Below are 16780 nucleotides of genomic sequence, written 5' to 3'. Positions count from 1 at the left end.
ACTCGCGTCACTTGGGGCGAAAATAATCGATCGCCTCGAACAATTTAGTGTAGAGCGCGCCTGCGATTACAGGGACGCGGAGGCCGGGCGAATATCGCTCGCGCCCGCGGCGAGTTCTAGGGCCAGCCGCGCTACGGCGGTGACTCCCCCGTCGGTGAGCGCCTTCACGAGGGCCGACCCAACGATTGCGCCGTCGGCATAGCCGAGAATTTCCCGTACCTGCTCGGGAGTCGAGATGCCCAGCCCGACACAAGCGCTCGTGCAGCCGATAGCGCGGAGACGTTCCACCAGAAGACGAGCGGCAGAATCGACCCCGGCGCGGGCGCCGGTCGTGCCCATCGTTGAGACGGTGTAAACAAAGCCACGGCTCGCTTCAATCGCCTGCACCAATCGGGCGTCCGAGGAGGACGGCGCGGCGAGGAAGACCCGGTCCAGTCCGGTGCGTACGCTCGCGGCCATCCAATCTGCGGCCTCGTCGGGAATAAGGTCGGGGGTGATCAGGCCGGCACCACCCGCGGCACGCAGGTCGTCGGCGAAACGCTCGACGCCGTACTGCACCACCGGGTTCCAGTAGGTCATCACGAGAATGGGGGCGTCGACCTGTGCGGTGATCGCCTTGACGGCTTCGAATCCGTGGCGCAGCTTGAAGCCGTTCGCCAGGGCCTGCTGCGTGGCAGCCTGAATGACCGGGCCGTCCATGACGGGGTCGGAATAGGGCAGACCGAGTTCAATGATGTCGACGCCGTTGGCGACGAGCGCCACGGCGGCGTCAATGCTCTCAGTCAGGGTCGGGAAACCGACCGGCAGGTAGCCGATGAGAGCGCCGCCGCCCTCGGTGCGTCGCCGTGCGATGGTCTGTTCGACCGTGCTCACGGTGTCGTTGGGTGCTGTGACCGTCATGATTGTTCCGCGCCTTCGTCGAGCAGGTCGAAGTACCGGCCGGCTGTTTCCATGTCTTTGTCGCCGCGGCCGCTGAGGTTGATCAGAATGGTCGCGTCCGGGCCGAGCTTCCGGCCGAGCTCGAGCGTGCCGGCCAGGGCGTGCGAGGACTCGATCGCCGGGATGATTCCTTCCGTACGGCTGAGCAGCCGCAGTGCGCTCATCGCGTCGTCGTCGGTGATCGGCAGGTACGTCGCCCGGCCGATGCTGGAGAGCCAGGCGTGCTCCGGGCCGACGCCGGGATAGTCAAGGCCCGCTGAGATCGAGTGCGATTCAACGGTCTGGCCGTCTTCGTCCTGCAGCAGCATGCTGCGGGCGCCGTGCAGCACACCGGGGCGTCCCTTGGTGATGGTCGCTGCGTGGCGCGGTGTATCGACGCCGTCTCCGGCCGCTTCGTAGCCGTACAACGCGACATCGGCATCGTCCAGAAACGCGTGGAAGATGCCCATGGCGTTAGAGCCGCCGCCGACACAGGCCGTGACGGCATCCGGCAGGCTGCCAGTCAGGTCGAGAACCTGTTGGCGAGCCTCCTCGCCGATGATCTTTTGAAAGTCGCGGACCATGGCGGGGAACGGATGCGGCCCGGCCACGGTTCCGAAAATATAATTGGTCGTCTCGACGTTGGTGACCCAATCGCGCATGGCGTCGTTGATCGCGTCCTTCAGGGTGCGGGAGCCGGTCTTGACCGGAACGACCTCGGCACCCAGCAGGCGCATGCGGGCCACGTTCAGGGCCTGCCGCTCGGTGTCGACCTCGCCCATATAGACGACGCATTCGAGCCCGAACAGGGCGGCGACAGTGGCGGTGGCAACTCCGTGCTGGCCAGCTCCGGTTTCGGCGATGACTCGAGTTTTACCGATGCGCTTGGTGAGTAGAGCCTGGCCGAGAGCGTTGTTGATCTTGTGCGAACCGGTGTGGTTGAGATCTTCACGCTTGAGAATGATGCGGGCGCCACCGGCGTGCTCGGCGAAGCGCGGCACCTCGGTAATGATCGACGGACGACCGGTGTAATTGATGTGCAGGTCCATCAGCGCCGCGGCGAAGGCTGGATCCTTCTTGGCGAGTTCGTATTCCGCGGTGAGTTCATCGAGCGCTGCAACGAGGGACTCGGGCACGAACCTGCCGCCGAATTCCCCGAAATATGGGCCGGATTCTGCACGTAAGGATTCTTCTCGTAAAGACATTTATACCGCCAAAAACTCAGAGAGGGTTCGGATGGGATCACTCGTAACAAGCGCTTCGCCGACCAGGACAACATCGGCTCCGGCTGCGCGGTAGTGCGCAACATCGGCTGCTGTCTTGACGGCGGACTCGGCGACGCGAATAACGCCGGAGGGGATTTTGTCGGCGAGGGTGCCGAACAGGTTCTGGTCAAGTTCAAAGGTTGACAGGTCGCGGGCGTTGACCCCGACCAGGCTGGCGCCGATGTCGAGGGCGCGACTGACCTCATCCCCACTGTGCGTTTCAACCAACGCCGTCATGCCGAGCTCACGGATGAGGTCGTGCAGGGACAGCAGGGTGGCCTGGTCGAGAGCGGCGACGATGAGCAGCACTAGATCGGCTCCAGCCGCGCGGGCCTCGAACACCTGGTACGGCGTTCCAATGAAGTCCTTGCGCAGAATCGGAATGCTCACCGCAGCGCGCACCTGCTCGAGGTCGGTCAGCGAGCCGTGAAAACGTCGTCCCTCGGTGAGCACGCTGATGGCGCTTGCCCCGCCAGCCTCATAGGAGACAGCCAGCGCTGCCGGGTCGGTGATGGCAGCGAGGGTGCCGCGGCTCGGGCTCGCCCGTTTGATCTCGGCGAGAATCTTGACCCGTTCGGTGGGAGCAAGGGCGTGCAGGGCATCGAGTGCGGGCGGGCGGACGCGCGCAGCGGCTTCCACGCTCGCGAACGGGCGGGTGAGTAGGCGTTCTTCGGCGTCGGAAACCGCGCCTGCGAGAAGTTCTTGGAGCACCAGGTGGCCGCGCAGCGGGTCAGTGACCGTGCGGCGTGGCGGTCATGGTGTTTACGCCATAGCCAACCTTGCTCATCACATAGCCAACAACGAGACCGGCGAGCAGCAGGCCGAAGGAGGCCCAGACCAACCAGGGCAGCTCGAAGAAGAATGCGGTCGTACCGATGGTGAACGCCACCAGCATGATGATGACAGCGGTCCAGGCCGCCGGGGAGTGGCCGTGTCCGGGATCTGACGTATCGATGCTCATGGTTCTCCTCGTAAATACATTCTGCTGTGTACGTTGACAAGCACGTCAAGTCTAGCGGAGCGGATGCGAGCGCTTCAGCGTACGGTCGGGTCACCGCCGCGGCTGAGGTCGTCCCAGTCGCCGACGGAGTCGTTCGCGGCGGAGTCGTTCGCGGCGGAGTCGTTCGCGGCGGAGTCGTTCGCGGCGGGCTCGGCCGGGGTTGCCAGTGGTTGTGCGCCGTGGGGCGAAGCCACTTGTTCAAACCGAACGGCCTGATACTTACGGGTCGGACCCGGCCACCGACCGCTCGTGACGATAATGGCCACACCAACACCCGCCATGACGATCGCAGCACCCATCGCCACGAACGGCCAGGGTGTGATGACCGTGCCGAGCACGCTCAACTGAATCGACTCGTGACCGGCTATTCCCGTGGCGGCGGTCACCGCTGCGGCGCTGGCATCGGCGGGGTCTCGCACCGCCAGGAACGCGGCGAGAAACACCGAGAAGCCGAGGAGCACCTCAAGGGCACCGAGCACGATGCGAATCAGCCGCCCGGCGATGGTGAGCGCTGCGGCGAGGGCGAAGCCGGAGAGCGCGAGGGCGGTCAACGCTGGCGCGGCAATGGCTCCGTCGATCTCCAAGACCTGGGTGCCGGCATCGGGGAGTCCGACTTCGGCCTGCACCCAGACCTGGGTCCAGGCCAGCATGGCGAGCGAACTCGCCGCCAAAACGGAGAGGATGAAAACGAGTTTCAGGCGACGCGCTGACATCCGTTCTGCCATTAGTGCACCCTCCGCATGGCGTTGGCGACGGCGACGGCTCGCAGCGGGGCTGCCGCCTTGTTCTGCGACTCCTGGTACTCGGACGCGGGGTCGGAATCGGTGACGACGCCGCCGCCGGCCTGCACTCGTGCGATACCGTCCTTGATCGTGGCGGTGCGAATGGCAATGGCGAGGTCGGCGTCGCCGGCGAAACCGAAGTAGCCGACCACTCCCCCGTACACGCCGCGCTGGGCCGGTTCGAGGGCGTCGATGATCTCGAGCGCCCGCGGTTTCGGCGCGCCAGAGAGCGTACCGGCCGGGAAGGTGGCGCGGAAGACGTCGATCGCGGTCTTGCCGGGAACCAGGTCGCCCTCGACCGAGGAGACGAGGTGCATGATGTGGCTGAATCGTTCGATACGCATGAACTCGGTCACCTCGACCGAGCCGGCCGTGCATACCTTGAGCAGGTCGTTGCGGGCGAGGTCGACGAGCATGAGGTGTTCGGCCCGTTCCTTGGGATCTTCGGCGAGCTCGATCGCGTAATCGGCGTCGGCATCCGGTGTCGTTCCCCGCGGTTTGGAACCGGCGATCGGGTGGGTGAAGACGCGTTGGTCTTGCACCTTGACCAGAGCTTCCGGCGAGGATCCGACGATCCAGTATGGGTCGCCTTCGTGCGTTTCGAGGCTGAGCAGGTACATGTACGGGCTGGGGTTTAGGCTGCGCAACACCCGGTAGACGTCGATGGGGTGCGCGGTGCAGACCTGGTCGAAGCGCTGCGAGATGACCACCTGAAACACATCGCCGTCGACGATGTGCTGCTTGCCGATATTGACGGCGGTGAGAAAGTCGTCGCGGGTGGTGCGATTGCTCGGCGAGCTCGGTACTTGCAGGTCGACCTCGGCCAGCCACGCTTCGCTGGGCGCGGCGAGTCGGCCCTGCAGCGAATCGAGGCGCTCGCTCGCGGCAGCCCAGAGCTCATCGGGCGTGTCGGTGCCATCGTTCAGCACGTTGGCGATGAGCTGCACGGTGCCGTATTTGTGGTCGAGCACGACCAAGTCGGCGACAAAGCTGAAGGACTGGCCCGGAACGTCATAGTCGGCCGGCGGCTGGTGCGGCAGGCGTTCGATCTGGCGAATCGCCTCCCAGCCGATGAAACCGACCAGCCCGCCGGTCAGCGGCGGATGTTCGGGCAGCCGCGGCGTCTGCCAGCGGTCGAACAGGTACGCCAGCGCCGCGAGCGGTCCGAGGGAGACCGCGGACCCGAGTGCGCGCTCGGCGGAGAGCCCATAGTCAATCCAGCGGGTCTCGTCGCCCTGTTGCGTGAGCACTCCGAAGGAGGAAACACCGACGAAGGAGAATCGCGACCAGATGCCGCCCTGCTCGGCGGACTCGAGCAAAAAGCTGCCGGGCAGACCGTTGGCGAGCTTGCGGTAGATGCCCACCGGGGTCTCGCCGTCGGCGAAGAGTTCACGGATAACCGGAATGACCCGGTGCTCGCCGATCAGGGCATCGAACTGCGTTCGGGTGGTCGAGCCGGCGGTGCGGGATCCTGCAGGGCTACCGGTCATTCCGTGGGCCTTTCCATGGTGGTCACGCCGAGGTCGCGCCCGTCGAAGCAGGTGTGGCTGCCGGTGTGGCAGGCGGCTCCGACCTGGTCGACCTGCACCAGCAGGGTGTCGTTGTCGCAGTCGAAGGCAGCGGAGTGCACGTACTGGGCGTGGCCGGAGGTATCGCCCTTGCGCCAGAATTCCTGGCGGCTGCGCGACCAGAACGTGACGCGCCCCTCCGTCAGGGTGCGGCGCAGCGCTTCCCGGTTCATCCAGCCGAGCATGAGCACCTCGTGGGTGTCCCACTGCTGGATGACCGCGGGCAGCAGCCCAGCGTCGTTGAACACCGCGGCGTCGAGCTGATCGGTGAGTTTGGCGTTCAGTTCATCGGCCATTAGCGCACCAGCATTCCCTCGGCGGCGAGCTCCCGCTTGACATCATCGATGGCCAATTGTCCGTTGTGAAAAACGGATGCCGCCAGCACGGCATCCGCGCCGGCCCGGATCGCCGGGGGAAAGTCCTCCACGCGCCCGGCCCCGCCGGAAGCGATCACCGGAACCCGACTGTTGGCGCGCATGAGCGCGATCAGATCGGTATCGAAGCCCGCCTTGGTCCCGTCGGCGTCGATCGAGTTGACCAGGAGTTCCCCCGCGCCGAGTTCGATCGCTTGCCGGGCCCAGGCCACAGCATCCAGGTCGGTTTCGGTGCGACCGCCGTGGGTCGTGACGACGAAGCCGCTCTCCGTGCGAGCGGATCGCTTCACATCGAGGCTGAGGACAATCACCTGGGCGCCGAAGCGATCGGCGATCTCGGCGATCAGCGCCGGACGGGCGATGGCCGCGCTGTTCAATCCGACCTTGTCGGCGCCGCTAGCCTGCAGCCGGGAGACGTCTTCGACACTGCGGATGCCGCCGCCGACGGTGAGCGGAATGAAGACCTGCTCGGCGGTCGCGCTCACGACGTCGTAGGTCGTCGAACGGTTATCGACGGTCGCCGTCACATCGAGAAAGGTCAGCTCGTCAGCGCCCTGCTCGTAGTAGCGACGGGCGAGTTCGACCGGATCGCCGGCGTCGCGCAGGTTCTGAAAATTAACGCCCTTGACGACACGACCGTTGGCCACGTCGAGGCAGGGAATGACGCGCACACTCAGGCTCATGGCTGGTTGTCCTCTTTCGTGTGCTTAGAGGCGGGCGTTGTGAATGGTGGTGACCAGAATGGCTCTGGCACCGATGGCGTAGAGCTCGTCCATCACGTTGTTCATGTCCAGTCGGGCGATCATAACGCGCACGGCGGCCCACTCAGGGTCGTGCAGCGAGGACACGGTCGGCGATTCGATTCCGGGGGCAAGCGCGGCGGCCGTGTCGAGCAGCGCGACCGGAATGTCATAGTCGAGCAGCACGTATTGGCGGGCCACGAGCACGCCCTGCAGGCGGCGCAGCAGCGTCGCGATTCCGGCCTTGTCGTTGGTGGAGCTGATCAGCACGGCGGTGGATTCGAGGATGACCGGTCCGAAGATTTCGAGGCCGGCCTTGCGCAGTGTGGTGCCGGTGGAGACAACGTCGGCGACGGCATCCGCTACCCCGAGCTGAACCGCCGATTCAACGGCCCCGTCGAGTTCGACCAGGTCGACGGTCACCGAGTGGGTGGCGAGAAAGCGTTCGACCAGGCCGGGATAGCTCGTGGCGACGCGCAGGCCGTCAAGGTCTTTCAGCTCGGTGAAGCGCCCGGCCGGTCCGGCAAAGCGAAAGGTAGAGTCGCCGAAGTCGAGGCTGGCGATTTCCTGCGCCTTGGAGTGAGAGTCCAGCAGCAGGTCGCGCCCGGTGATTCCGACGTCGAGGGCGCCGGAGCCGACATAGGTGGCGATGTCGCGCGGACGCAGGTAGAAGAATTCCACCCCGTTGCGCGGATCGGCGGTGACGAGGTCGCGCGGGTCGCGACGACCGGTGTAGCCGGCCTCGGCGAGCATCTGCGCGGCGGTTTCAGACAACGAGCCCTTGTTGGGCACGGCAATTCTCAGCATGGGGGGGTACTCTCTCGGTTTTTCGTGCCAGACAAATTTATGACGGATACCAGCGGATGAGCTGGCGCGGGTCACAGATGTCGGTAGATGTCCGCCGGAGAGAGGCCCTTCGCGATCATCATGACCTGCAGGTGATAAAGCAGCTGGGAGATTTCCGCAGATGTTTCATCATCGCTCTGAAACTCGGCGGCCATCCACACTTCGGCCGCTTCTTCGACGATCTTCTTGCCAATGGCGTGCACGCCGGCGTCGAGTTCACGAACGGTGCCGGAGCCTTCCGGGCGGGTGCGGGCCTTGTCGCTGAGTTCTACGAACAGGTCATCGAAAGTTTTCACGACTCTAGGTTACCCGCCCGTGACGGTGACTCGCCGCGCGTTCGCGCAGCAGGCCGATCTGTGCGGCCGGATTCGCGGCCCCGAACACACTGGACCCGGCCACGAAAGTGTCGGCACCGGCTCGGGCTGCGATCTCGATGGTCTGCGCGGTGATGCCGCCGTCGACCTGCAGCCAGACGTCGAGTCCGGTCTTCTCCACCTGTGATCGCAGCTGGGAAAGCTTCGGCATGGTCTCTTCCATGAAGCTCTGGCCTCCAAAACCGGGCTCGACGGTCATCACGAGCACCTGGTCGAACTCGTCGAGCAGGTCGAGGTACGGCGTGACGTCGGTACCGGGTTTGAGCGCGATGCCGGCGCGGGCGCCGATCTGCCGCAGCCGCCGGGCCAGCGCCACCGGCTCGGTCGTCGCCTCGGCGTGAAAGGTGACCGAGTAGGCTCCGGCCTCGGCGTAGCCGGGCGCCCACCGTTCCGGGTCGTCGATCATCAAGTGGATGTCCAGCGGCAGCGGCGACACCTGCTGCAGCCGCTCGACCATGCCGAGCCCGAAGGTGAGGTTCGGCACGAAGTGGTTGTCCATAATGTCGACGTGAACGAGGTCGGCGGAGCGGATGCGGGAAAGCTCGCTCTCAAAGTTGGCGAAATCGGCGGCGAGGATGCTCGGATTAATGCGGGTAGCCATCCGTTCAGCTTATCGAGCTTGAAGGAGCCGCTCGGCGCGTCGAGCCTTCAAACCGGGCAGAGCGCTAGCCCTGCACCAGGCGCTCGTACCAGGCCAGGGCGGACTGGTCGGTGAGGCTCGCGACCTGGTCGACGATGACGCGCTTGCGGGCGGCATCGTCGTCGGCGGCGTGCCAGTCTTCACGAAAGCCGGGGTCGAGGTGTTCGTCGCCGGACTGGTGCAGGGTTTCGGCGAGCAGGGTGAGTACCTGGCGCTGCTGCACGTAGATGGGCTTGCGGGTATTGCGGGTCATGACGAAGGCCGCGACAATGCCCTTGAGCACCGAGATTTCGGCCTGGATCTCGCGCGGCACGATCACATTCGCCCCGAACCGCAGCATGTTCGCACCGGGGTGGGCTTCTTTGGTGGCGTGTACGGCAGCACTGCTGAACCGGCCGATGAGCTGGCTGGTGAGGTTCTTGAGGTGGCCCTGGTCGCGTCGCCCGGCGGTCCAGGAATCCATCCAGACATCGAGGGAGTCGAGCCGGTTGAACGCGGTCGCCAAGTCCTCGGCGCTGGTCTGGTCGCCGATCCACTCCGACATGGTGGCGAGGAGTTCGTCGTGATCTGCGCGGCTGCTCAAGGCTGCCACGTCGACGTAGCCGTTGACGATGGCGTCTTCGAAGTCGTGCACGCTGTACGCGATGTCGTCGGAGAGGTCCATCACCTGGGCTTCGATGCAGAGTTGCCGGTCGGGCGCTCCCTCGCGCAGCCACTCGAACGCGGCCAGGTCGTCCTGGTAGAACCCGAACTTGGCCCGCCCGCTCGGGTCATAGACCGAGGATCCTTCTGGCCAGGGATACTTGCAGCTTGCGTCGAGGCTCGCCCGGGTCAGGTTGAGTCCGTAGCTTCGCCCGTCGGGCCCAAACACCTTCGGCTCGAGCCGGGTGAGCAATCGCAGGGTCTGCGCGTTCCCCTCGAAGCCGCCGATGTCTTCCGACCACAGGCTGAGCGCCTTCTCGCCGTTGTGTCCGAAGGGAGGATGCCCGATGTCGTGCGCGAGGCAGGCGGTATCGACGATGTCGGGGTCGACGTTGAGGCGGGAGGCGATCTCCCGCCCGACCTGGGCGACCTCGAGCGAGTGGGTCAGTCGGTTGCGGGCAAAGTCGAGCCCCGCCGTGGGACTGAGGACCTGCGTCTTGGCCGCGAGGCGCCGCAGAGCGCTCGAGTGCAGCAGTCGGGCGCGGTCGCGGGCAAAGTCGCTCCGCCGCGAGTAGTGCTCTTCGGGAAACCAGCGGGCCTCGTCGGTCTCGCTGTATCCGGTTTTGTTAGCCACCGCTGGTATCCCCTTCGCCCTCGGTCAAATTCAGTCGCTCCGCCCCGAAAAGATCCTGAGACTCGAGCCAGTGCTCGGGCAGCGACGGTTTCTTCGGTGTTCCCGCGCGCCCGCGCGGGCCCTCAACGTCTGAGCCCGGGTAAGGCAGCGAGGCGTCGAGGGTGCCGAGCAGGTCGTCGAGCTGCGCGAGAGACTGCACCATCGCCAGGCTCGCGCGCAGATCGCCACCGACCGGGTAGCCCTTGAAGTACCAGGCGACGTGCTTGCGAATATCGCGGCAGGCCCGGTCTTCGCTGTCGAAGTATTCGGTGAGCAGTTCGGCGTGGCGGCGGAAGGCGTTGATGACCTGGCCGAGCCCCGGTTCGGCTTTGAGTTCCTGACCGCGAAATGCAGCGGCGAGGTCGCCGAACAGCCACGGACGGCCGAGGCAGCCGCGCCCGACGACGACGCCGTCGCATCCGGTTTCACTGACCATGCGCAGGGCGTCGTCGGCCGACCAGATGTCGCCGTTGCCGAGCACCGGCACGTCACTGATGGCGTTCTTGAGCTTCTCAATTGCCGACCAGTCGGCGTGGCCGGAGTAGAACTCGGCGGCCGTTCGGCCGTGCAGGGCGATGGAGGCGACGCCGGCTCCGGCGGCGGCCTTGCCAGCCTCAATGTAGGTGAGGTGGTCGGCGTCGATACCCTTGCGCATCTTCACGGTCAGCGGAATCGGCCCGGCCGCAGTCACTGCGGCCTCCACGATCTGACGGAACAGGCCGATCTTCCACGGCAGGGCAGCTCCCCCGCCCTTGCGGGTGACCTTGGGAACCGGGCAACCGAAGTTGAGGTCGATGTGATCGGCACGGTCCTCAGCGACGAGCATGGTCACGGCCTCGGACACCGTTTTCGGGTCGACACCGTAGAGCTGAATGGAGCGGGTGGTTTCGCTCTCATGATGGGTGATCAAGCGCATGGTCTCGGTGTTGCGTTCGACGAGCGCGCGCGAGGTGATCATCTCGCTCACGAACAGTCCGGCGCCGTATTCGCGGCACAGCCGGCGAAATGCGGTATTGGTGATGCCGGCCATCGGCGCGAGCACCACGGGCACGTCAAGCGTGAGCGGGCCGATACTGAGCGGACCAACGGCCAACTGGCCGATCGACGCCCGCTGGTCGTCGGCGGAAGTAGGTGAAGTCATGGTGGATCAATTCTCCCAGAAAGCGCGTGGTGCTCCGAATCCTCTGCAGAGCGGATGCCGGGTGCACACAGAAACGCAGCTGCCGGGCCCGGAAAGGGGCGACGGCAGCTGCGCTGTTGACGAAATGGGCTCAGATCAGCTGCAGCAGCCGCCACCGCAGCAGGAGCCAGCGGCTTCGTCGGTTGCGGCGGGTGCACCCAAGAGCTCAATGGTGGGCCGGCCGGCCGCGTCGGTGAAGACGGGCGGGGTAGTGATGGTGTCAGTCATGAGTTATCTCCTTGAATCAATTGGGTGAAACGGTGAAGTCTGCGGGTACAGCTGGTTGCTTACCCGTCAGGCTACGCGAGTTCGGTGGGTATCGGGTTACGCGGGGACGTCGTCGGCCCCGGCCTTGGCCGAGCGGTCGGCGCGGGCCTGGTCGAGCGCCTGAGTGAACGCCGTCGGATCCTGCGCGCCGGAAATGCCGTAGCGGCCGTCGATCACGAAGAACGGAACGCCCTGGATGCCGTAGGCGCCGGCCTGTGCCACGTCGGCCTTGACCGCGGCGAGGTGCTCGTGGGCGGTGAGTGACCGCACGACGTCGGCTCGGTCGAGTCCGATCTCGGCGGCGAGGTCGGCGAGGTCTTCGATCCGGCCAACGTGGCGGCCATCGATGAAGTAGGCCTTGAGTAGGCGCTCCTTCATCTCGAGCTGACGGCCGTGCGCCTTGGCGTAGTGCAGCAGTTCGTGCGAAATGACGGTGTTGGTCTGGTGCACGGAGTCGTAGTCGTAGTGCAGGCCGACGCTCTCGGCGATGCCGGTGACACGCTCGAGCATCTGCTCCACCTCGGCGAGGGGCATACCCTTCTTCTCACTGAGGTACTGCACAGGCGTTCCGGCGTAATCGACCGGGGTATCGGGTGACAGTTCAAAGCTGTGATACTCGACCTCGACGGTGCCGTCGAACTGGGCGGCACCGGCCTCAAACTTGCGTTTACCGATGTAGCACCAGGGGCATTGCACATCGGACCAGATGTCCACCTTGATGGTGTCGGTGCTCACGGATGCGGTCGCTTCGGTACTAGTTGTATCAGTCACACTCGGGCCAACGGGGCGCAGGGCCCCGGTATTCCCCAACCAAAATATTCAGGCCGTCGGGGTGTCGACCGCTCCGCCATAACGACGGTTGCGGGCGGCATACAGCCCGACCGCGTGCCACAGGTCGACTCGGGTGAAGTCCGGCCACAGGGTGTCGAGAAAAACCATCTCGGCATAGGCGCTCTGCCAGAGCATGAAGTTGCTGGTGCGCTGCTCCCCCGAGCTGCGCACGAACAGGTCGACGTCGGGCAGCTCGGGCACGTACAACTGCTTGGCGATGGTCTTCTCGGTGATTCCCGACGGCTTCAGCCTGCCGGCGGCGACATCCTCGGCCAGCGCGCGCACGGCATCCGCTATCTCGGTGCGCCCGCCATAGTTCACGCACATCGTGAGGGTGAGCACGTCATTGCCCGCGGTGAGTTTCTCGGCAAACTGCAGCTCGTTAATAACGGATGCCCACAGCTTCGGCTTACGCCCGGCCCACCTGACCCGTACGCCCCACTCGTTGAGCTGATCGCGGCGGCGGTGCAGCACGTCCCGGTTGAAGCCCATCAGAAAACGTACCTCGTCGGGCGAACGCTTCCAGTTTTCGGTGGAGAAGGCATACACGCTGAGGTGTTTGACGCCGATCTGAATGGCTCCGGCGACGACGTCGAGCAGGGCTGCCTCCCCGGCCTTGTGCCCTTCGACCCGGGTGAGGCCCCGGCCGTTGGCCCAGCGGCCGTTGCCGTCCATGACAACGGCGACATGCTCCGGTACGACCTTGCGGGGCAGATCGGGCGGGTACAGGCCGGTCCAGTCGAGCGGTTTGAACGCGACGGCGTCCTTGTGGGTGAACGGTTTATGGCCGAACAGGCTGGCCATCATCGGGCGACGTGTTCCAGCGAGCGAAGCCCGCGGCCCAGGTGCCACTGGGTGTAGGCGGCGACGACTCCGGCGGCCTGGTTTTGCGTGCGATCTGGGCTCGCCGCGGCGTGCTCCCAGTCTCCGGTGAGCAGGGCGCTGAGTAGGCCGATCGTCGCTGCGTCGAGCCGCGGCGCCCCGGGTGGGGCGCAAGAGTCGCAGACGATGCCACCGAGCTGCACGACCATGGCCGAGTGTTGCCCGCCATCACTTGACTGCGTGGCGCCGCAGCGGGCGCAGTCCTGAAAGCTCGGCGCCCAGCCGGCCATCGATACGGCACGTAATAAATAGGAGTTGAGGGTGAGGTGGGAGCCGTGCTCCTGCCGGGACAGCGACCGCAGCGCACCGACGAGCAGCAGGTATTGCTGCAGCGACCCCTCGGATTCGGTGAGTTTGTCGGCCGTTTCGACCATGACGCTCGCCGCGGTGTAGCTGCCGTAGTCGGCCGTGATCAGGGCGCCGTAGGAACCGAGGGACTCGGCCTGCGTGATGATGTCGAGGCTGCGGCCCTCGTACAGCTGCACATCGGCGACCATGAACGGCTCCAGCCGGGCGCCGAACTTGGAGCCGGTGCGGCGCACGCCCTTGGCCACGGCGCGCACCTTGCCGTGCGCTCGAGTGAGCATGGTGACGATGCGGTCCGCTTCACCCAGCTTGTGGGTGCGCAGCACGACGGCTTCATCTCGGTAGACAGGCACAGGTAATTATCCCACTCTGTCGCGCAGACTTCGGTCACGGCTCAAGTACCTGCCAAACGGATGCCTCCGGTCGCCGAAAATGTGTCACGAGTCGCAGCAGGCTCTGGTCTTTCCGGGCAGATGGGGGGAAACTTAGAGCACGTAGTCCCCGTGGTATGGAGGTTTTTTCATGAAACCAGTCCAGGGCAGCCTGCCCGACATTATGCCCGTGCTGTCACGAGGCAAGCACCGCACTCCGAAAAGTGGCGGCTGCTTCATGGAGTTCGCCTCCTACCTCGCCGGCGAGTCCTGGAGCGACCACCCGGCCTGCACCCACCCGGTGCTGGCCTCGCTCGCCCGGATGGTCAACGATTGCAGTTCCGACGATGCCAGGTCACGACTCGCCCTGCTGATTCCGTCGGTCATCGGCCTGACCAGTTCCGATCAGCGCGTCGACAAGCGAATCGAAATCGTGGTCGCCCTGCGCGCTGGCTGCGAAGCCCTTCCGACAGCGAGTCTGGAACGCCAGCGCGCGCTCGCCGTGGGCGTACTGACCTGCGAGCGGAACGCATCCGTTCTTGACCCGCAGTTCGCCGAGCGGGTCGGCCCGCTCATTCGGACTGCTCTACAGGAAGCGCCAGACGCCGAACGGTGGGCGCGTGACTTCCTTGGCAGCGTGCATTCCTGGTCGCACACCAAGTTCACGCCGCGCACCGCCGACACGATCATTCGCGTCGCCGTGCAGGGCATCAGCGAGGCGTGCATTTCCGACCCGGACGCCCGGCTGTATGTCCTGCTGGACCATGCAATCAACGATTGTCGCGTCCTCCTCGGCGCCCGTACACCAGACCGAACGGCGCAACTGCCAGCCCTGGCTTAGCACCCAGCACACAGCCAGGCCCCCGACCGCACCCGGATGGTGCAACGAAAGCCCAGACTGCAGAGTCTGGGCTTTCGTGTGTTGCGTTTGAGCGGATGCTGTCAGCTTAGACGGCGGACAGCTCCCGGTCGCCGACCTCGGCGCGAATGCCGCGGTTGACTGCGGAGACAACCGACTTGAGCGAAGCGGTGGAGATATCGGCGTCGATGCCGACGCCCCAGTAACGCTTGCCGTTCACGTCGAGCTCGACATAGGCGGCAGCCTGGGCGTCGCCCCCGGCCGAGAGCGCGTGCTCGACGTAGTCGTAGAGCGTGATCGCGATGCCGCGCTCGGCCATGACGCCGAGGAACGCGTTGATCGGTCCGTTGCCGGAGCCGGTGGCCTGCGCCACGGTGTCGCCGTCACGAAGTTCGACCGCGAGGTCGACGGTGCCGGACAGGTCGCTCGAGGTGCGGGTGGAGTGCAGTTCGAACCGGCCCCACTGGGCTTCCGGGTTCTTGACCGTGGCCGGCAGGTACTCGTCGTTGAAGATGTCCCAGATCTGCTCGCTGGTGACCTCGCCACCCTCGGCATCCGTTTTGGCCTGCACGACGCCAGAGAACTCGATCTGCAGCCTGCGTGGCAGGTCGAGGGCGTGGTCGGTTTTGAGCAGGTATGCGACGCCGCCCTTGCCGGACTGCGAGTTGACCCGAATCACAGCCTCATAGCTGCGGCCGAGGTCCTTGGGGTCGATCGGCAGATAAGGAACGGCCCAGACCAGGTCGTTGACCGTGCAGCCCTGTTTGGCGGCATCGGCATCCATCGCTTCGAAGCCCTTTTTGATGGCGTCCTGGTGCGAACCGCTGAACGCGGTGAAGACGAGGTCGCCAGCCCACGGGTTGCGCTCTGGCACGGGCAGCTGGTTGCAGTATTCCGCGGTGCGCTTGATCTCGTCGATGTTGCTGAAGTCGATCTGTGGGTCGATTCCCTGTGTGAACAGGTTCACGCCGAGGGCGACGAGGTCGACGTTTCCGGTGCGCTCACCGTTGCCGAACAGGCAGCCTTCGATGCGGTCGGCACCGGCCAGGTAGCCCAGTTCGGCGGCGGCAATCGCGGTGCCGCGGTCATTGTGTGGGTGCAGTGAGATCAACACGTTCTCGCGCTGGGTCAGGTGACGGCTCATCCACTCAATGGAATCGGCATACACATTGGGCGTGGCCATTTCGACGGTCGCCGGCAGGTTGATAATGACCTTGCGCTCCGGGGTCGGCTGCAAAATCTCGATGACCTGGTTGGAGATGTCGACGGCGAAGTCGAGTTCGGTGCCGGTGAAGCTCTCGGGCGAGTACTCGTAGTAGATGGTCGTGCCGGGAATGGTCGCTTCCATCTGCTTGCACAGGCGGGCCCCGAACAGGGCCAGATCGACGATGCCCTGCTTCTGCTCGCGAAACACCACCTCGCGCTGCAAAATGCTGGTGGAGTTGTAGAAGTGCACGATGGCCTGTTTGGCGCCAGTGATCGACTCGTAGGTGCGCTTGATCAAATGTTCGCGAGCCTGGGTCAGCACCTGGATCGTGACGTCGTCGGGGATGGCGTTCTCGTCGATGAGGCTGCGCACGAAGTCGAAGTCGGTCTGGCTCGCCGAGGGAAAGCCCACCTCGATCTCCTTGTAGCCCATGCGCACGAGCAGGTCGAACATGATGCGCTTGCGCTCGGGGCTCATCGGGTCGATGAGCGACTGGTTGCCGTCCCGCAGGTCGACCGCGCACCAACGCGGTGCAACCGTGATGCGCTTACTCGGCCAGGTACGGTCGGGCAGCTCGACGGCGAACTGCTCGTGGTACGGGCGGTAGCGGTGAATCGGCAGGGTGGACGCGGTCTGATTGTTCTTCATGATCCTGTTTCCTCGTGGGTGTCGCACAGCCAACGACGAACGCCGCGACGAGGGAGGCCTTTAGATTAGGACCCGTCGCGGCAGCTAAGGAGGAGCGCACCGTTCAACACATTTTCAGGCTAGCACCGTTTGCCCTGGTTTCGACCACGTGGCAACGCTGGCGTCGGCGAACGGCTGCGCCTGCCCGAGTCCCGAGACCGAGGTCAGTTTGAACGAGCACGAAGCCCGACGCGGAAACCTCGTCCGGGCGTGCCCCGATAACGGATGCCCCGGTTACCGTCGAAACGTCAGCGCCGACGCGGATCGAAACCGCCGTCGCTACCCAGGAACCAACCGCTCCGGCTCTGGACGGGCTCACCGGCCACACAGCCCAGGACGATTCCTGCGCCCAGTCTTTCACCGGGTAG

General features: G+C 65.2%; 19 protein-coding genes. 1 reads left to right on the top strand and 18 read right to left on the bottom strand.

All coding sequences use genetic code 11. The features are described 5' to 3' along the window. Positions 1–66 precede the first annotated feature (66 nt). The 17 genes from trpA to recO form a co-directional block, all read right to left on the bottom strand. The gene (gene trpA / locus E3T46_RS06015; protein WP_134577845.1) at positions 67–900 is read right to left on the bottom strand and encodes a tryptophan synthase subunit alpha; all 834 of its coding nucleotides are present in this window, start codon (positions 898–900) and stop codon (positions 67–69) included. Next, positions 897–2123, bottom strand: coding sequence for a tryptophan synthase subunit beta (gene trpB / locus E3T46_RS06010; RefSeq protein WP_134577844.1), 1227 nt, complete (start codon positions 2121–2123; stop codon positions 897–899). Before trpB ends, trpA begins: the two co-directional genes overlap by 4 nt. Further along, on the bottom strand, positions 2124–2894 hold the full coding sequence (gene trpC / locus E3T46_RS06005; RefSeq protein WP_134577843.1) for an indole-3-glycerol phosphate synthase TrpC: 771 nt from the start codon (positions 2892–2894) through the stop codon (positions 2124–2126). A gap of 19 nt (positions 2895–2913) precedes the next feature. Further along, positions 2914–3144 (bottom strand): DUF6704 family protein, encoded by a 231-nt coding sequence (locus tag E3T46_RS06000; RefSeq protein ID WP_092448525.1) that lies wholly within the window; start codon positions 3142–3144, stop codon positions 2914–2916. A gap of 74 nt (positions 3145–3218) precedes the next feature. Then, entirely contained in the window at positions 3219–3908 is a 690-nt protein-coding gene (locus E3T46_RS05995; protein ID WP_134577842.1) for a Trp biosynthesis-associated membrane protein, read from the bottom strand. Then, positions 3908–5455: an anthranilate synthase component I gene (locus tag E3T46_RS05990; RefSeq protein ID WP_134577841.1), complete on the bottom strand. Its 1548-nt coding sequence runs from the start codon at positions 5453–5455 to the stop codon at positions 3908–3910. Before E3T46_RS05990 ends, E3T46_RS05995 begins: the two co-directional genes overlap by 1 nt. Beyond that, complete coding sequence (gene hisI, locus E3T46_RS05985; protein WP_134471684.1) at positions 5452–5829, bottom strand: phosphoribosyl-AMP cyclohydrolase; 378 nt, start codon at positions 5827–5829, stop codon at positions 5452–5454. The genes E3T46_RS05990 and hisI overlap by 4 nt, the downstream gene beginning before the upstream one ends. Beyond that, on the bottom strand, positions 5829–6590 hold the full coding sequence (hisF, locus tag E3T46_RS05980) for an imidazole glycerol phosphate synthase subunit HisF (protein ID WP_134577840.1): 762 nt from the start codon (positions 6588–6590) through the stop codon (positions 5829–5831). Before hisF ends, hisI begins: the two co-directional genes overlap by 1 nt. A gap of 24 nt (positions 6591–6614) precedes the next feature. After that, entirely contained in the window at positions 6615–7454 is an 840-nt protein-coding gene (gene hisG, locus E3T46_RS05975; RefSeq protein WP_092448520.1) for an ATP phosphoribosyltransferase, read from the bottom strand. Between the two features lie 71 nt (positions 7455–7525). After that, the gene (locus E3T46_RS05970; RefSeq protein WP_092107778.1) at positions 7526–7789 is read right to left on the bottom strand and encodes a phosphoribosyl-ATP diphosphatase; all 264 of its coding nucleotides are present in this window, start codon (positions 7787–7789) and stop codon (positions 7526–7528) included. A gap of 4 nt (positions 7790–7793) precedes the next feature. Beyond that, positions 7794–8468, bottom strand: coding sequence for a ribulose-phosphate 3-epimerase (gene rpe, locus E3T46_RS05965; protein WP_134442167.1), 675 nt, complete (start codon positions 8466–8468; stop codon positions 7794–7796). 64 nt (positions 8469–8532) lie between these two features. Then, positions 8533–9783: a deoxyguanosinetriphosphate triphosphohydrolase gene (locus E3T46_RS05960; protein WP_134577839.1), complete on the bottom strand. Its 1251-nt coding sequence runs from the start codon at positions 9781–9783 to the stop codon at positions 8533–8535. Continuing rightward, positions 9776–10963 carry a tRNA dihydrouridine synthase DusB gene (gene dusB / locus E3T46_RS05955; RefSeq protein ID WP_134577838.1) on the bottom strand — a complete coding sequence of 396 codons (1188 nt, stop codon included), beginning with the start codon at positions 10961–10963 and terminating at the stop codon, positions 9776–9778. The genes E3T46_RS05960 and dusB overlap by 8 nt, the downstream gene beginning before the upstream one ends. Positions 10964–11098: 135 nt before the next feature. Further along, positions 11099–11230: a hypothetical protein gene (locus E3T46_RS18675; RefSeq protein ID WP_255452953.1), complete on the bottom strand. Its 132-nt coding sequence runs from the start codon at positions 11228–11230 to the stop codon at positions 11099–11101. Positions 11231–11326: 96 nt separating this feature from the next. Next, entirely contained in the window at positions 11327–12040 is a 714-nt protein-coding gene (locus E3T46_RS05950; RefSeq protein ID WP_198419123.1) for a DsbA family oxidoreductase, read from the bottom strand. 48 nt (positions 12041–12088) lie between these two features. Further along, positions 12089–12907: an isoprenyl transferase gene (locus E3T46_RS05945; RefSeq protein WP_241980487.1), complete on the bottom strand. Its 819-nt coding sequence runs from the start codon at positions 12905–12907 to the stop codon at positions 12089–12091. Further along, a complete protein-coding gene (gene recO / locus E3T46_RS05940) occupies positions 12904–13641 on the bottom strand; it encodes a DNA repair protein RecO (RefSeq protein WP_134577837.1) in 738 nt (245 codons plus the stop codon). The genes E3T46_RS05945 and recO overlap by 4 nt, the downstream gene beginning before the upstream one ends. A 169-nt stretch (positions 13642–13810) precedes the next feature. Here recO and E3T46_RS05935 point away from each other — a divergent pair, with 169 nt between their 5' ends. Next, positions 13811–14500 carry a hypothetical protein gene (locus E3T46_RS05935; RefSeq protein WP_198419122.1) on the top strand — a complete coding sequence of 230 codons (690 nt, stop codon included), beginning with the start codon at positions 13811–13813 and terminating at the stop codon, positions 14498–14500. Between the two features lie 106 nt (positions 14501–14606). Here the strand turns inward: E3T46_RS05935 and leuA are convergent, their stop codons facing one another. After that, positions 14607–16373, bottom strand: a complete 1767-nt coding sequence (gene leuA, locus E3T46_RS05930; protein WP_134577836.1) for a 2-isopropylmalate synthase — start codon at positions 16371–16373, stop codon at positions 14607–14609. Positions 16374–16780: the final 407 nt, after the last annotated feature.

The sequence above is a fragment of the Cryobacterium sp. Hh11 genome (assembly GCF_004404045.1).
GTDB lineage: Bacteria > Actinomycetota > Actinomycetes > Actinomycetales > Microbacteriaceae > Cryobacterium > Cryobacterium levicorallinum.
The sequence above is the reverse complement of the archived record's forward strand: the minus strand, read 5'-3'. Positions and strand labels throughout refer to the sequence as shown.

What these genes read in the sequence shown, in the direction of transcription:
- trpA (WP_134577845.1), bottom strand. Translation starts at nt 900, where the DNA reads ATGACGGTCACAGCACCCAACGACACCGTGAGCACGGTCGAACAGACC.
- trpB (WP_134577844.1), bottom strand. Translation starts at nt 2,123, where the DNA reads ATGTCTTTACGAGAAGAATCCTTACGTGCAGAATCCGGCCCATATTTC.
- E3T46_RS06000 (WP_092448525.1), bottom strand. Translation starts at nt 3,144, where the DNA reads ATGAGCATCGATACGTCAGATCCCGGACACGGCCACTCCCCGGCGGCC.
- E3T46_RS05995 (WP_134577842.1), bottom strand. Translation starts at nt 3,908, where the DNA reads ATGGCAGAACGGATGTCAGCGCGTCGCCTGAAACTCGTTTTCATCCTC.
- E3T46_RS05990 (WP_134577841.1), bottom strand. Translation starts at nt 5,455, where the DNA reads ATGACCGGTAGCCCTGCAGGATCCCGCACCGCCGGCTCGACCACCCGA.
- hisI (WP_134471684.1), bottom strand. Translation starts at nt 5,829, where the DNA reads ATGGCCGATGAACTGAACGCCAAACTCACCGATCAGCTCGACGCCGCG.
- hisF (WP_134577840.1), bottom strand. Translation starts at nt 6,590, where the DNA reads ATGAGCCTGAGTGTGCGCGTCATTCCCTGCCTCGACGTGGCCAACGGT.
- hisG (WP_092448520.1), bottom strand. Translation starts at nt 7,454, where the DNA reads ATGCTGAGAATTGCCGTGCCCAACAAGGGCTCGTTGTCTGAAACCGCC.
- rpe (WP_134442167.1), bottom strand. Translation starts at nt 8,468, where the DNA reads ATGGCTACCCGCATTAATCCGAGCATCCTCGCCGCCGATTTCGCCAAC.
- dusB (WP_134577838.1), bottom strand. Translation starts at nt 10,963, where the DNA reads ATGACTTCACCTACTTCCGCCGACGACCAGCGGGCGTCGATCGGCCAG.
- E3T46_RS18675 (WP_255452953.1), bottom strand. Translation starts at nt 11,230, where the DNA reads ATGACTGACACCATCACTACCCCGCCCGTCTTCACCGACGCGGCCGGC.
- E3T46_RS05945 (WP_241980487.1), bottom strand. Translation starts at nt 12,907, where the DNA reads ATGATGGCCAGCCTGTTCGGCCATAAACCGTTCACCCACAAGGACGCC.
- E3T46_RS05935 (WP_198419122.1), top strand. Translation starts at nt 13,811, where the DNA reads ATGAAACCAGTCCAGGGCAGCCTGCCCGACATTATGCCCGTGCTGTCA.
- leuA (WP_134577836.1), bottom strand. Translation starts at nt 16,373, where the DNA reads ATGAAGAACAATCAGACCGCGTCCACCCTGCCGATTCACCGCTACCGC.